Below are 12847 nucleotides of genomic sequence, written 5' to 3' on the forward strand. Positions count from 1 at the left end.
CGGTAGCGGCGGGCGCGCGGTCCCGCCCCCGGAGCCCGGCTCCGGGGGCGGGACCGTCTCACCCGTCGAAGCGGGTCGCGCGGCCCCGCTTCTCCCACGCGGTGATGTCCTCGCGGACCTGGTCGAGGTGGCCGAGGACCGCGTCGATGCCGTCGTCGCCGAGGGGGAGGCGCAGCGGGGTCGCGTCGGCCTCCAGGGCGGCGATGATGAGGGCCGCCGCCTTGGCCGGGTCACCCGGCTGGGTGCCGTCGCCGAGCGCGACCATGGCGCGGGTGGCGCCCACCGTGGCTTCGTAGTCCGGGAGTTCGGCACTCGCCGAGGTGTTGCCCATCAGCGAGGTGCGGAAGGCGCCGGGCTCCACGATCAGCGTCCTGATGCCGAGCGGGCCCACTTCCTGCGCCAGCGCCTCGGTCATGCCCTCCAGGGCGAATTTCGTGCCGCTGTAGGCGGAGAAGCCGGCGAAGGACATCTGCCCGCCCATGCTGCTCATCTGGACGATCGCCCCCGACCTGCGGGCCCGCATCGACGGCAGCACGGCCCGTACGAGCGCGGCCGGACCGAAGACGTGGACCTCGAACAGCTCCCGCAGGTCGGCGTCCGCGGTCTCCTCGAAGGCCCCCACGTGGCCGCGGCCCGCGTTGTTGACCAGGACGTCTATCCGCCCGTGCCGGGCGATGACGTCGGCGACCGCCGAGTCGATCGCGGCGAGGTCGGTGACGTCCAGGGCCAGCGCGTCCACCTGGTCGGGGTGCGCGGCGACGAGGTCGTCCAGTGCGGCGACCCGGCGTGCGGCGCCGACCACGACATCGCCCGCGGCCACCGCCGCCTCGGTGATCGCCCGCCCGAAACCGCTGTTCGCACCGGTGACCAGCCACACCCTGTTCATTGCCAGCTCCTTGTCGGTGTCCCGCGCTGTCCCGCGCCGTCCTGCGACCCACCCTGCCGCGAGCCCCGCTTGCCGGTCCAAGACCTCTCGTGATAGCCGATGGTTATGGACGTTCACGGTCGGGACCTGCGGTACTTCGTGGCGGTCGCCGAGGAGTTGCACTTCACCCGGGCAGCCGAGCGGCTCTTCGTGTCGCAGCCCGCGCTGAGCAAGCAGATCAGGGCGCTGGAGCGGCAGTTGGGCGCACCGCTGTTCGACAGGGACCGCAAGGGCGTCGCGCTGACCGCGGTCGGCGCGACCCTGCTGCCGTACGCGCAGCGGGTGCTGGCCGAATGGGAGCGGGCGTGGGCGGCGGTCGGCGACGCCAAGGCCGCGCAGGTCAGCACCCTGGTGGTGGGCATGAGCACCAGCCCGGGCCGCGGCGGGCTGCTGCCCGCTGTCCGCTCCCGCTTCACCGCCACCCACCCGGAGACGATTCTGCGGCTGCGGCAGGTGGGTTGGGCGGACCCGACGGCGGGGCTCGCGGACGGCACGAGCGATCTGGCGTACGTATGGCTGCCGCTGCCCGACCAGGAGCGCTACGAGGTGCTGGTGGTCGCCGAGGAACCGCGGCTGGTCGCGCTGCCGGACGGCCACCGGCTGGCGGCCCGCGACACCGTCGACTTCGCCGACCTGCTGGGCGAGCCCTTCCTCGCGCTGCCGGCCGCCGCCGGGCCGCTGCGGGACTACTGGCTGGCCGCCGACAGCAGGGCGGGCCGCCCGGCGCTGATCGGCGCGGAGGTCGCGAGCACCGAGGAGACGTACGAGGCGCTGGTCGCCGGCCTCGGTGTGGTCCTGGTGGCGGCGGGCAACGCCCCGCTGATCACGCTGGGCGGCGTGACGACCCGCCCGGTGCGCGGCATCGCCCCGAGCCGTTTCGCACTGGCCTGGCCCCGCGCCACCGCCGACCCGCTGACCCGCGGATACGCCGACGCCTGCCGGCACGCCCGCGCGGCCCGGGCGTGACCGCTCAGTCCCCGGCCCGGTCCTCGACCGTGTCCTCGACGTCCTCGACGTCCTCGACGTCCTCGACGTCCTCGACGTCCTCGACGTCCTCGACGTCCTCGACCGCGTACCCCGTGCGGCGCCGCTCGCGCCTGGCCTTGCGCTCCGCCGCCCGGCGCTCCTTGTCCGCCCGCTTGGCGGTGGCTGCCGCCGCCTTCGCGTCGTCGCTGTCGCTGATCAGCTCGGCGACGGAGAAGCGGATTGCGGAGGTGCGCATGCCGTTGCCGTGGACGTAGAGGAATCCGTCACCGGTCCTGAACAGCCGCCGCCTGGCGATGCTGTGCCCGGTGCCCCCGAGGTGGTCGGTGACGACCTGCTCCAGCCAGGCCAGCGCCTCCTCCCGGGTGCCGGTGGTCTCGGCCACCACCCGCGGCTCGTAGCGGCCCTGCCTGCCCCTCGGCTCCTCGGCGATCAGTCCCCATCGTGCGGCCGTCACGGCCCTCCCCTCTCCGACGCCGACCCGGCGTCAACCGTCCTCACCCGTCCTTGCCCGCGAGCCTGCGCTGCTCTTCCTCGACGATCTGCCGGGCCAGCGACACGTCGGAGACGTCGACGGCGTCCGCCACGGCCTCCGCCACATCGCTGCGGCGCGCGTAGGCGTCGAAGAGCCGTGCCTTGCCGCGCAGGATCGCCAGCAGCCGCTCGTCCACCCCCGTGGTGCTGAGCAGCCGGTGCACCCGCACCGGCCGCGGCTGGCCCATCCGGTGCGCGCGGGCCACCGCCTGGTGCTCGATGGTGGGTTTGACCTGCGGCTCGCACAGGATCACCACCGAGGCCGCCTGGAGGTTGAGCCCGACGCCGCCCGCCTCGATCTGCGCGAGCAGCACCGCGTGCCCGTGCGCGGCGGTGAATCCGTCCACCATCTGCTGGCGCCGCGCGGGCGGGACGGAACCGGTGAGCGGCCCGTGCACCGCGGGGCCGAGCGCGTCCGCGACCGTGCCGAGCACATCGCGGAAGTAGGAGAAGACGACGACCTTGCGGCCGCTGCCCGCCGCCTCCGCGACGATCTCGCGCAGCCGCAGCAGCTTCGCGGACTTCTCCGGGTCGGCGTAGGCCGCCCGGCGCATGGCCATGAAGTTCCCGGCGAGCACTGCCGTGCGGTAGGCGTCCTGGTCGGCCGCGCTGAAGTCCGCCCACTCGTCGGTGTGGACGAGCGCGGGCAGTTCGGCCAGCACATCGCGCTGGTTGCGCCGCAGGTACGCCGGTGCCACCGCCCGCCGGAAGGCCTGCGACCCGGCGGCCCCCGCCCTCTCCGCGGCCCCCGGCCTGTCAAGCAGGCCGGGCTGCAAGTGCCGTACGAGGCTGCGGAATTCGGCGACCCGGTTCTCCATCGGAGTGCCGGTCATGAACAGCACCCGCTCACCGCGGGCGGCCCAGGCCGCGACCGCCAGCGACCGCCTGGTCTCCGGGTTCTTCACGTAGTGCGCCTCGTCGACCACGAGCATCGCCACCCGCGGTCCGCCGTCCGGCGGCGGAAAGCCGCGCAGGGCGTCGTAAGTGGTCACCGCCACACCGCCCTTGGCCCGCCATTCGGCGAACGCCTCCTGCCGCTCGGCCCCGTGCAGCGGCACCGCCCGCAGCGTGCTGCGGGCGCCGATCTCCCGGGTCCAGTTGACCAGCACGCCCGCCGGGCACACCACCAGGAAGTGCGTGCCGCCCTGCGCGGCCAGGTGCGCCAGCGCGGCGATGGCCTGGATCGTCTTGCCCAGGCCCATCTCGTCGCCGAGCAGCACCCGGCGTTGCGCCAGCGCGAAGCGCGCTCCGAAGGCCTGGTAGCCGCGCAGCGACACCCGCCGGTGGGTGCCGTCGAGCGGCTGGCTGCGTACCCGCTCGGCGACCTCGGACGGCAGGAAGCCCTCGGCCGCCGCCACGTCGGGACCGCCGCCGGACAGCTCGGCCAGCAGGCTGTAGTAGTCGGCCGATCGCAGCTCGAAGTCGACCCACGCCTCGATCTCGTCTGCCGGGCCGCGCAGCAGGTCCACGGACGCCTGCCCGATCAGCAGCGCCGTGCCGCGCTGGTCGGCCCGCTCGCACAGCTCCGCCACCGCGTCGACCGCCGCCTGCGCCCGCGCCCTGGCCTCCCGGCCCGCGAAGCGCTGCCGCAGCCACCCGCCGGCCTCCGCGGCCCGCGCGAGCGGCGGTCCCAGCTCGGCGTCGGCCTGCCGCGCCGCCTCGACGGCCCTGGCCGCGTCGGGACCGGCCTGGACGAGCCGGTGCAGCGCGATGACGAGCGCGGTCGTCCGCGGTTCCGGATGGTCGACGTCGATACGGACCGCGACGGTCTCGCCGACCGCCTCGGCGATCTGCCGGGCCGCCGCGTACGCCTGGTCCGCCGTCTGCGGCCCGACGCCGGCGATCTGCCGCAGCCCGTACCGCCCGGCGTCCAGCACCTGCCGTACGGACGTGTGACCGGCCGCCTCGATGGCGCCGAGCCGCAACCGGCCCTGCGTGACGTCCTTGAGGCGGGCGGCGGGTATCGACTCCAGCTCGTGCGCGGCCAGTTCGTCCACGAGCGGGGCAAGTGCCGTGCGCACGGCGCCGACCGCGTTCTCGTGGTCGGCGAGCAGTGAGCGGGCGGCACCGAGCAGCCGACCGCCGACCGCCAGCACGTCCCTGGCCTTCCGCCCACCCGCATCGCGCATGCCGACCCTCCCCGGTCATCCTGCCACGGCATCCCGCCGCGCCCGCCGTCACGCCGGGACGACCACGGTCAGCCACTCCGAGTCGCGCGGCAGATAGCCGTACCGTTCGGCGAGGCCCGCCACGATCGCCGGCACGTGCCCGGCACCGTAGACCACCGCGACCCGGATCGGCTCGTCGCGGCGCTCCGTGTGGATCGCGTCGAGCGCTTCGAGCAGCCGGCGGTCGCGGCGGACGGTCAGGGCGCGCTCCACGTCGTTGCCCGCGGACATCTCCGCCCGCAGTGTCGGCGGCAGGTCCTCGACCACCTGGTTCTCGTCCAGGAAGGCCCGCGGCCCGCGCAGCGCGAAGACCAGGCCCATCAGCGGCGCCAGGACCATCAGCAGCACGTACGTCGCGCGGGGCAGCTCCCGCAGGTCCGCCATCGCCTCGGCCGCGGTCACATCCGGGTACAGCACCGGTACGCCCTCGGGGAGGAGGCCGGCGTCGTTCTGCGCGACCAGGCCGTTGCGCCTGCGGCGGGGCGCGAAACGGTAGGCGAGGGTGAGCGTGCTCAAGCCCGCCGACCGGCCCTTGACGCCTTCCATCACGATCAGGTCGCAGTCGCGCAGCCGCCGGCGCACCTGCCTGTAGAAGGTCGGCGAGGCCACATGCGTCATCGGGAAGACCACGAATTCCAGCGGGGTGCCCTTGCGGCGCATCGTGAACACGGCCGACCGCACGGCGAGTCCGGTCACTTCGACGATCTGCACGACGCCCCCCGAGGCTCTTCTGCCGGAGGACGGCGACGGGCGCGACCGCGGTTCCGCCCCACCCGGCGGGCGGCGACAACCATCGGTTGTCAAGGCGGTCGAGAAGCTGTTGGACCGTGCGCGGCGGACGGTATTGGCTGGTCGCACGAGTTACGGGGCAGAACGGTCCGGCAAGGACCGCGACACCCGACCGGTCCCCGCCGGGACCGGGAACCGAGCGGCCCCGCGAGGGCCGCGCAGACCACGAGGAGCACCGCCATGACCGCCGCACCGCTCGGCCCGAAGGCCGTCGTCACCCGTTACGTCGAGGCCGTGCGCGACGGCGACCTCGATGTCGTCCGCGACAGCTTCGCCGTGGACGCCACCTGGGACTACCCGGGGAATCTGCCCATCTCGGGCGTGTGGAAGGGCCGCGACAGCATCGTCGGGGACTTCCTCGGCGGCATGGGCGGCCGTCTCAAGCCGGGCGCCCCGCTGGTCATCGCGCTCACCAACATCGTCGCGGACGGCGAGCAGGTCGTCGCCGAGTGGACCTCGGACGGCACCACGGCGGCGGGTGCCGCCTACCGCAACCGCTGCCTCGGCGTCTTCGTCGTGCGCGACGGCCGGATCGCCTCGGTCAGGGAGTACGCCGACACCCACCACGTGGCCGAGGTGCTGTTCCCCGGACCGGCCGCCGGCGCGTGACGGTTCGCCCGCGGGCGGCGCGGCGCTACCGGTACCGGTAGCAGGCGGTGTGGCCGAGGTCCGGGTAGTCGGTGGCCGCCAGTAGGTCCAGGCGCAGCCGCGGCAGAAGGCGGGGGCCTTGTAGGCCGACGTGCGCCCGCCGACCACCACGTCGGCCTGCCGCAGGACGTGGCCTCGAACGTGGGGCGGCTGGCGGGGCCGGACCTGCGCAGGCACTGGTCGAGCCGGGCCCGTCCCATCGCGTCGGGGTAGTTCATCACAGCAGAGCAGCACGCTCTGGCTGTGCCAGGCGGGCACCGGGAAGCTCTCGCTGAGCTGGTGGTCCGAGCCGCGGACGCCGCTGTCGGCGGTGCCCATGTGGCGGCTGGCCACGGTGAATTCGGCCGTGCGGCACAGCAGCGTGCTCCACACGGAGTCGTCGAGCCCGTACACGGCCCCCGCCGCCCCTACGGCGCTGGTCCTCTGCGGCAGAGGGCAGCGATCAGGGGCGCGGCCGGCCACGACGGCGCGGCCGACAAGCACGCACCGCAAGGGGCGATCGCCAGGGCGCGCGGGGAGCTGCGCGCCCAGCCCCGCTGCCGTACGCTGCGACCACACGACGCGCGCATCGGAGGCGATCACCCTGCTCACGCTGGATCTGCACCCGATCTTCCGCAACAACCGCGACCTCGACGTCGCGGTGCGCCAGGCGCTCTTCCGGGCAGCCGCCACCGGGGTGGACGTACTGCAGATCATCCCGGGCAAGGGCACGGGCAAGCTCAGGGACCGGGTGCTGGCCTCACTGGCGCAGACGCACATCAGGAAGCTGTACGCCCGCGTGGAGACCGACCCGGACAACGCCGGGCGCATCCTGGTCCACCTGCGCTGACGCGGCGGGCCGCACGGCCCCGCGCGTCACGACCGGCGGCGGGGCTTGCCGCGCTTGCCGGAGTTTCCCCTGGCGCCCTTGGCCGCCGACGCCCCGCCCTGTTTGCCCGCAGCGGGCCTGCCGCCCTTGGCGTTGCCCTTCGCGGGGGCTTTCGCGGGGGCCTGGGCAGGGGCGGGCGCCGAGCGGCCGCGGGTGCTGTTGACGGTCCGGCCGCGGACGATGCCGATGAAGTCGTCCACCAGGTCCGTGGTCGCGTCCTCCCGCCAGGACAGCGCGACGCGGGACTGCGGGGCGTCCGTCACCGGCCGGTGCACGAGGTCCCTGCGGTGGTGCAGGCGGGCCAGCGACTGCGGGACGACCAGCACCCCGACGCCCGCCGCCACCAGCTCGATCGCGTCCTCCGTGGTGGCGGGACGCTCCAGGGCCGGGCGGCCGGGCGGCAGCTCCCAGTCCAGGGTGCCGAGGGTGTCGTCGAGCGGGTGCAGCACGATCTCGTCGGCCAGGTCCGCCACCGCGATCTCGTCCACGGCCGCCACCAGGTGGTCCTTGGGGACCACGGCCACCGTCGTCTCGGTGTACAGCGGGATCGCGCTGAGGTCGGTCCGGTCGACGGGCAGCCGTACGAAACCGGCGTCCGCGCCCCGGTCGCGCAGCAGGCCGGCCGCTTCCGCGGCGGCCACCTGGACCAGGGTCAGCGGGACGTCGGGCTGCCGCTCGTTCCAGATCCGCACCCACTTGGTGGGCGTCACCCCCGGAACGTAGGCGAGCCGGAAAGCGGGAGGTACTTCCGAGCCTGTCACCCCGCAAGGCTATCGGCGATGGTCAGGGGCGCCGCACGCGCTCGTTACCCTTGGGCGTATGACGTCGCAGAAGACCACCCAGACGATGAAGCCCGCGACCGCGGCGAAGAAGCTGGGTGTGTACCTCCAGGCCACCCCCGCGCAGTTCCAGGAGGGTGTCGTCTCGCGCACCGAGCTGAACGCGCTGCAGGCCGACCCGCCCCAGTGGCTCCAGGACCTGCGCCGCGACGGCCCGCACCCGCGCCCGGTGGTCGCGGCGAGGCTGGGCGTGTCCATCGCGGGCCTGGCCCGCGGCGGTGTCGAGGAAGCGCTCACCACGGCCCAGATCGACGAGCTGCGGCAGGAGAACCCGCCGTGGCTGGAGCGGGAGCGGGCCACCCAGGCGGAGGTCCGCAAGGAGGCGGCGCGCATCAAGGAGAAGCACGCCGAGCGCGCCGCGGACCAGGCCCGCTGACCCCCGCCCCGCCCGGGCCGCGGGCGGCCGTCAGGGGCGGGCCGCCGCGACCGACAGGGTCACCACGCGGTCGAAGCGGACGTCGAGGTCCTCGTCGCCGTGGTGGACGACCAGCAGGGCGCGGTCCCGGGTGCGCTCCTTGAGGGTGCGCAGGACCAGGTCGCGGCCACTCGGGTCGAGGTTGGCGAAGGGCTCGTCCACGAGGTAGACGTCGGCGTCCTCGGTCAGCAGGGCGGCGACCCCGGCCCGCTGCCGCTGGCCCGAGGACAGGTCGGAGGGGAGCTGGTCGGCCAGGGCCGTCAGCTCCATGGCCGCGCGCAGCCGCTCGTCGGCGACCAGTTCGCGGATCGGCAGCGGGGGCAGGTTGACCGGGGCGGTCAGGCTCGCCACCCGGGGCGGCAGCGTGACCACCCCGGCGTCGGGGGCCAGCGTGCCGGAGATGATGTGCAGCAGCGTGGTCTTCCCGCAGCCGTTGGGGCCGCGCAGCAGCACGTGCTCGCCGGCCCGCAGCTCGAAGTCCTCGATCGCGATGGTGGCGCCGTCGCCGTAGACGACCCGGGCGCCGTTGACCAGCACCATCGGTCCTTCGTCGTGGTAGGGCGCCGGGCGGGAGGCGCGCAGCGTGTCGATCCGCTTGAGCACGGCGGTGTTCCTGCGGACCTGGGGGATCATGTTGATCAGGTCGAAGATGCCGGTGACCGCCCGCCACAGCGAGTTCACGAAGGCCAGGAAGCTGCCGAAGGTCATCCGGCCGGCGAAGACGAAGTAGGCCCCGACGACCATCGACGCCGTGTCCGACAGATTCATGACCAGGTCGCTGAGCGTGTTCTGCTTCTGGGTGAGCCGGTAGTTGACGAAGGTGATGCCGAGGAAGCCGTTCAGCGCCTCCTTGTTCGCCGCCCGGGTGCCGGGCACCAGCGACGGTATGCCGCGCAGCGCGTGGAAGGACTCCAGCGTGCGGGTCAGCTTGTTGATGTACCGCGCCTCCGCCTCGCGCTCCGGGTCGGTGTTGTCCTCGATCCGCTTGGCCAGCCGGTTGCTGACGAGGACCAGCGGCGGCACGATCACCAGCAGGATGAGGCTGGCCTGCCAGGACAGGTAGAGCAGCACCCCGATGAAGACCAGTGACGCGAGCGCCTGCTTGGCGATGCGCACGCAGACGTCGATGGCCGGCAGTACGCCCTCGCGGACGTCGTTGTGGACCCGGCTGACGTACGAGGCGTTCCCGGCCCCCGACAGCTGCCGCCCGTCCAGGCCGAGGGTGCGGTCCAGCAGCTCCATCTCCAGCAGCAGCATGAACGAGTTCTCGAACCGCTTGCGCCACCAGGCGACCCAGTAGCCGCCGATGTTGAGGGTGAGGCCGAGCAGCAGGTAGAAGACGCCGAGGACGATGAACTTGCGGAAGTGCCCGGCCAGGATCGCCTGGTCGAACAGCGCCTTGAGCAGCAGCGGGTGCAGCAGGGCCTCGATGCCGCTGATGACCGCCTCGACGGCCATGATGAGGCAGAACCCCGCCCGGTGCCCGCGCAGCGTGCGCCACAGCTCCTTCACCGCGACACCTCGTCCAGCAGGAAGTCGGCGGGACCGCCGTGGTTGAGCCGGTGCAGCACCCGCAGGATGCCGGCCGAGCCGGTCAGGTAGTCGCACGAACAGCGCAGCAGCCCCTCGCCGGGCACCCCGAGCGGCACCGTGCCGTCGTCCCCGCGCGGCACCCCGAACCGCTCGGCCGGCTCGAAGAGGAACACCTTCCGTACGAACTCCAGCTGCCGCAGCGCGATCTGCCGGTACGACGGGTCGCCGGTGATCCCGGTCGCGTCCAGCAGCGCGTCGGCGACCCCGGTCAGGCCGAACGCGTAGCCGGGCATGACCGACTGGCCGACGTCCAGCGCGCGCAGCACCTCGCGCGCGTCGTCCAGGTTGCCGTAGCGCAGCAGCACCTGCGCGACACCGGCCGAGCCGACCTCGACGTAGGGCTCCATGGTCCCGGCGTGCTTGAACATGATCATGCCGTCCTCGATGGGCTCGGCGTGCGCCATCTCCCAGGACAGCGCGCGGCGGCCGAGCCGCGCGTAGCTCTCGTCGCCGGTGATCTGCGACATCCGCAGCAGGAACATCGCGACTCCGGCCTGCCCGAAGCCGAGTCCGGTCAGCGGCCCCTTGGCCGAGAAGTCGTTGAGCCAGTAGGCGTGTTCACCGTCGCGCTGGACGGTGTCGAGCAGCGCGTGCGCGCACTCGCGTGCGGCGGCGAGGTCGCTCCCGTCCCCGCCGGCGAGGTAGAAGCGCAGGTTCGTCATGCCGATGCCCGCGTGGCCGTAGTAGAACGTGTGGTCGCTGCTCTGCGGCGCCCGCCGGTTGGCCAGCGCCAGCAGCTCCCTGGCCTGCGCCCGCAGCCCGAGCGATTCGGCGGCCCAGGCGATACCGGACAGGCCGTTCATCAGCCCGTCCGCGTATTCGCCCGGCTCGATGCCGGCCAGCTGCTTGCCGAGCCAGTCCAGCCACTCGGGCCTGACCGCGACGCCCGAGGCGTTCAGCGCCCACAGGACCCCGCTGGCGCCCACGCCCAGGCTCAGCGGGTTGGTGACATGCGCGAACGGGTCCACCGGGAAGAGGGTCTCCCGGCCGGTGTCGGCGACGGCCCCGACGAAGGCGGCGACCCCGGCCTCGGTGGCGGCGAAGCCCGACTGCCCTTCCACGATCGGCAGTCGCGGGGCGAGCGCGACCTCGCCGACCAGTTCCTCCTCCTGGTCGAGGAATTCCAGGACGTCGTCGAGCGTCACGCGCGCCTGCGAGAGGTCGATGAGCAGCTGGTGGATCCTGGCCGGCCAGCCGAGGCTGTCGGTGAAGACACCGTAGAGGTCGAGCACGTCCTCGCGCAGATACGACATCGCCATGACCGGGAAGATGAAGTACGCCATGGTGGACGCCAGTCCGTACAGGTCGTCCTCGAAGACGGAGGCGGCGTGCGCGCGGCGCCGGGAGTGGCTGAATCCCGGGGTGAACAGCTCGACGGGCGACTCCAGATGCGCGTCCTGCGCGTCGGACTCGGCCAGCCGGCACGCCTCCAGGTCGATCACGGTGACCGTGTAGGTCTCGGTGTCCACCAGCAGGTTCGCGGCGGTGAGGTCGCCGAGGATGACATGGCGGTCGTGGGCCGCCTGGACCGCGCGGGTCAGGCCGCGGAAGACCGACAGGTAGATCCGCAGGAATTCCCGGGAGCGCTCGGCGTCGGCCCCGGGCCGGGCCAGCGGGTTGCGCTCCAGCAGGACGGTGCGGATGTCCTTGCCCTCGATGAACTCCTCGGCGATGAAGTGGTGTTCCCAGTGCTGGAAGGTGACGATCGGCGTCGGGAAGGAGTCGAGGTCGCCCAGCCGGTTCAGGAAGGTCCACTCGCGGGCGAGGATGTCCAGCGCGTCGTGGTCCAGCCGCGGATTGACGTTGGTGTACGGGCGGGCCTCCTTGACCACCACGATCCGGTTGTCGCGTGCGGTGTCCTCGGCCTTGTACACCCCGCCGCCGTTGGAGAACTGCATGGCCTCGATCACCCGGAAGCGCCCGCCGAGCAGGCCCGAGCCGTCGTCGTCACCGGCGTGGTCGGCGGCCTTCCAGTCGGCGAACGGCCACGGCTGCCACGGTGGTTGGGCGTAGCCGATCCGGCGCTCGTCGGGGACGGGGCCGTCGGGGCCGACGATGTGCGCCACCTGCCGGCCCATCACGTCCACGCTGTGCGTGGGGAGGAACTGGCCGTAGCGGAAGTAGAGCGCCTTGGAGTCCCGGTAGCGCATGTCGGAGAGCACGTACGCGCCCTCGACGCCGTCGAGCAGCTCGGCGAGTTCGGCCAGCGTGGTCCTGAACTGGTCCTCGTCGTGCGGGTAGACGGTGATGAACTTGCCCGCACCGCCCCGGGACATGGCCTTGGAATTGAGCATCTCGAAGATGTTGATGTCCAGGGCGATCTTGAAGTCGATGTCGCGCGACGTGAGATGGCCGATCACCGCGGCGGCGACCCGGTGGACGGTGCGCTGGCCGGTCGACACGTGGATCTTCCACCCCTGCGCCGGCAGGTCGGGATTGTGCCGCCGGCTCCACCAGATGCCGCTGCGGACGAACTCGGCCCGCACCCCGGCGTCGAGCGGGGCCAGGAAGTTGTCCTCCCGCGGCTCGTAGGAGACGTCGAGCGGGTCGAAGAACAGCGTGTCGTTCCAGGCGAAGAGGAAGCGGTTGACCCATCGTTCGTCGCGCATGTCTGCCTCTGTGTGGTCGTCCGGGAGCCGCCGCGGGCGGCCGGTGGTGAGTGGCGGGACCGTGCGGGGTGCGGGGTGCGGCAGTGCGCTCCCGGGGCTGTGCGGAGGCGCGTCGCGCCTCCGCACAGGTGGCCGTCAGGCGCCCGACCGGTCGTGCTCCCTGCAGCAGGCCGCGTTGCTGCTGCTCATGCTCAGTACGGCGACCACGGTCCTGGCGATGGTCGGCTGCATGGTCTGCAGCGTGAGAACGCTCATCCGGCCTCCTCCTGGGTGACGGTGACCGCGCGGGCGCGGTCACCCAGGCCCTTGCGGGCCCGTCGGACTACTTCGGGTTGGTCTTGCAGCAGTCGCTGCTGCTGCTGGTGGTGCTGAGGATGGCTACCGCGTTGTGCACGGCGGTGGGCTCCAGGACCTGCAGCTTGAGAACGCTCATCCGGGACACCTCCTGGGTGATCGGGAGCGCGCGGACGCGCTC

The 12847-nt window shown here is 73.0% G+C and carries 13 protein-coding genes; 4 read left to right on the forward strand and 9 right to left on the reverse strand.

Annotated features, from left to right (window positions below; all coding sequences use genetic code 11):
- Positions 1-58: 58 nt before the first annotated feature.
- Positions 59-886, reverse strand: a complete 828-nt coding sequence (locus tag OHA86_RS12755; protein ID WP_329175097.1) for an oxidoreductase — start codon at positions 884-886, stop codon at positions 59-61.
- A gap of 99 nt (positions 887-985) precedes the next feature.
- Here OHA86_RS12755 and OHA86_RS12760 point away from each other — a divergent pair, with 99 nt between their 5' ends.
- Positions 986-1891 (forward strand): LysR family transcriptional regulator, encoded by a 906-nt coding sequence (locus tag OHA86_RS12760; RefSeq protein WP_329175098.1) that lies wholly within the window; start codon positions 986-988, stop codon positions 1889-1891.
- A 4-nt stretch (positions 1892-1895) separates the two neighbouring features.
- On the opposite strand, the gene OHA86_RS12765 is transcribed toward OHA86_RS12760, so the two are convergent.
- The 3 genes from OHA86_RS12765 to OHA86_RS12775 are packed head-to-tail and all read right to left on the reverse strand — an operon-like array spanning position 1896 to position 5322.
- On the reverse strand, positions 1896-2366 hold the full coding sequence (locus OHA86_RS12765; RefSeq protein ID WP_329175099.1) for a hypothetical protein: 471 nt from the start codon (positions 2364-2366) through the stop codon (positions 1896-1898).
- A 40-nt stretch (positions 2367-2406) separates the two neighbouring features.
- Positions 2407-4572: a DEAD/DEAH box helicase gene (locus OHA86_RS12770; RefSeq protein WP_329175101.1), complete on the reverse strand. Its 2166-nt coding sequence runs from the start codon at positions 4570-4572 to the stop codon at positions 2407-2409.
- 48 nt (positions 4573-4620) lie between these two features.
- Positions 4621-5322, reverse strand: a complete 702-nt coding sequence (locus OHA86_RS12775) for a hypothetical protein (protein ID WP_329175102.1) — start codon at positions 5320-5322, stop codon at positions 4621-4623.
- A gap of 258 nt (positions 5323-5580) precedes the next feature.
- On the opposite strand from OHA86_RS12775, the gene OHA86_RS12780 reads away from it, so the two are divergent.
- Both OHA86_RS12780 and OHA86_RS12785 read left to right on the forward strand, forming a co-directional pair.
- Positions 5581-6009, forward strand: coding sequence for a nuclear transport factor 2 family protein (locus OHA86_RS12780; protein ID WP_329175104.1), 429 nt, complete (start codon positions 5581-5583; stop codon positions 6007-6009).
- A 385-nt stretch (positions 6010-6394) separates the two neighbouring features.
- Positions 6395-6877 carry a Smr/MutS family protein gene (locus tag OHA86_RS12785; RefSeq protein WP_329175107.1) on the forward strand — a complete coding sequence of 161 codons (483 nt, stop codon included), beginning with the start codon at positions 6395-6397 and terminating at the stop codon, positions 6875-6877.
- A 26-nt stretch (positions 6878-6903) separates the two neighbouring features.
- On the opposite strand, the gene OHA86_RS12790 is transcribed toward OHA86_RS12785, so the two are convergent.
- Positions 6904-7677, reverse strand: a complete 774-nt coding sequence (locus OHA86_RS12790) for a LysR substrate-binding domain-containing protein (RefSeq protein WP_329175109.1) — start codon at positions 7675-7677, stop codon at positions 6904-6906.
- Between the two features lie 58 nt (positions 7678-7735).
- Between OHA86_RS12790 and OHA86_RS12795 the strand changes: the two genes are divergently transcribed.
- On the forward strand, positions 7736-8131 hold the full coding sequence (locus OHA86_RS12795; protein WP_329175111.1) for a DUF5997 family protein: 396 nt from the start codon (positions 7736-7738) through the stop codon (positions 8129-8131).
- 30 nt (positions 8132-8161) lie between these two features.
- On the opposite strand, the gene OHA86_RS12800 is transcribed toward OHA86_RS12795, so the two are convergent.
- The 4 genes from OHA86_RS12800 to OHA86_RS12815 all read right to left on the reverse strand — a co-directional run bounded on the left by OHA86_RS12800 (position 8162) and on the right by OHA86_RS12815 (position 12805).
- Positions 8162-9682, reverse strand: coding sequence for an ABC transporter ATP-binding protein (locus OHA86_RS12800; RefSeq protein WP_329175113.1), 1521 nt, complete (start codon positions 9680-9682; stop codon positions 8162-8164).
- Positions 9679-12372 carry a class III lanthionine synthetase LanKC gene (lanKC, locus tag OHA86_RS12805; protein ID WP_329175115.1) on the reverse strand — a complete coding sequence of 898 codons (2694 nt, stop codon included), beginning with the start codon at positions 12370-12372 and terminating at the stop codon, positions 9679-9681. The genes OHA86_RS12800 and lanKC overlap by 4 nt, the downstream gene beginning before the upstream one ends.
- Positions 12373-12507: 135 nt before the next feature.
- Positions 12508-12627 carry a class III lanthipeptide gene (locus OHA86_RS12810; RefSeq protein ID WP_329175116.1) on the reverse strand — a complete coding sequence of 40 codons (120 nt, stop codon included), beginning with the start codon at positions 12625-12627 and terminating at the stop codon, positions 12508-12510.
- Positions 12628-12694: 67 nt separating this feature from the next.
- A complete protein-coding gene (locus OHA86_RS12815; RefSeq protein WP_329175118.1) occupies positions 12695-12805 on the reverse strand; it encodes a class III lanthipeptide in 111 nt (36 codons plus the stop codon).
- Between the last annotated feature and the right edge of the window lie 42 nt (positions 12806-12847).

The sequence above is a fragment of the Streptomyces sp. NBC_01477 genome (assembly GCF_036227245.1).
Lineage (GTDB): Bacteria > Actinomycetota > Actinomycetes > Streptomycetales > Streptomycetaceae > Actinacidiphila.

Bases quoted from the DNA above. Each gene is read 5' to 3' on its own strand.
- OHA86_RS12810 (WP_329175116.1), bottom strand. From the start codon at position 12,627: ATGAGCGTTCTCACGCTGCAGACCATGCAGCCGACCATCGCCAGGACC.
- OHA86_RS12755 (WP_329175097.1), bottom strand. From the start codon at position 886: ATGAACAGGGTGTGGCTGGTCACCGGTGCGAACAGCGGTTTCGGGCGG.
- OHA86_RS12760 (WP_329175098.1), top strand. From the start codon at position 986: ATGGTTATGGACGTTCACGGTCGGGACCTGCGGTACTTCGTGGCGGTC.
- OHA86_RS12795 (WP_329175111.1), top strand. From the start codon at position 7,736: ATGACGTCGCAGAAGACCACCCAGACGATGAAGCCCGCGACCGCGGCG.
- OHA86_RS12770 (WP_329175101.1), bottom strand. From the start codon at position 4,572: ATGCGCGATGCGGGTGGGCGGAAGGCCAGGGACGTGCTGGCGGTCGGC.
- OHA86_RS12780 (WP_329175104.1), top strand. From the start codon at position 5,581: ATGACCGCCGCACCGCTCGGCCCGAAGGCCGTCGTCACCCGTTACGTC.
- OHA86_RS12815 (WP_329175118.1), bottom strand. From the start codon at position 12,805: ATGAGCGTTCTCAAGCTGCAGGTCCTGGAGCCCACCGCCGTGCACAAC.
- lanKC (WP_329175115.1), bottom strand. From the start codon at position 12,372: ATGCGCGACGAACGATGGGTCAACCGCTTCCTCTTCGCCTGGAACGAC.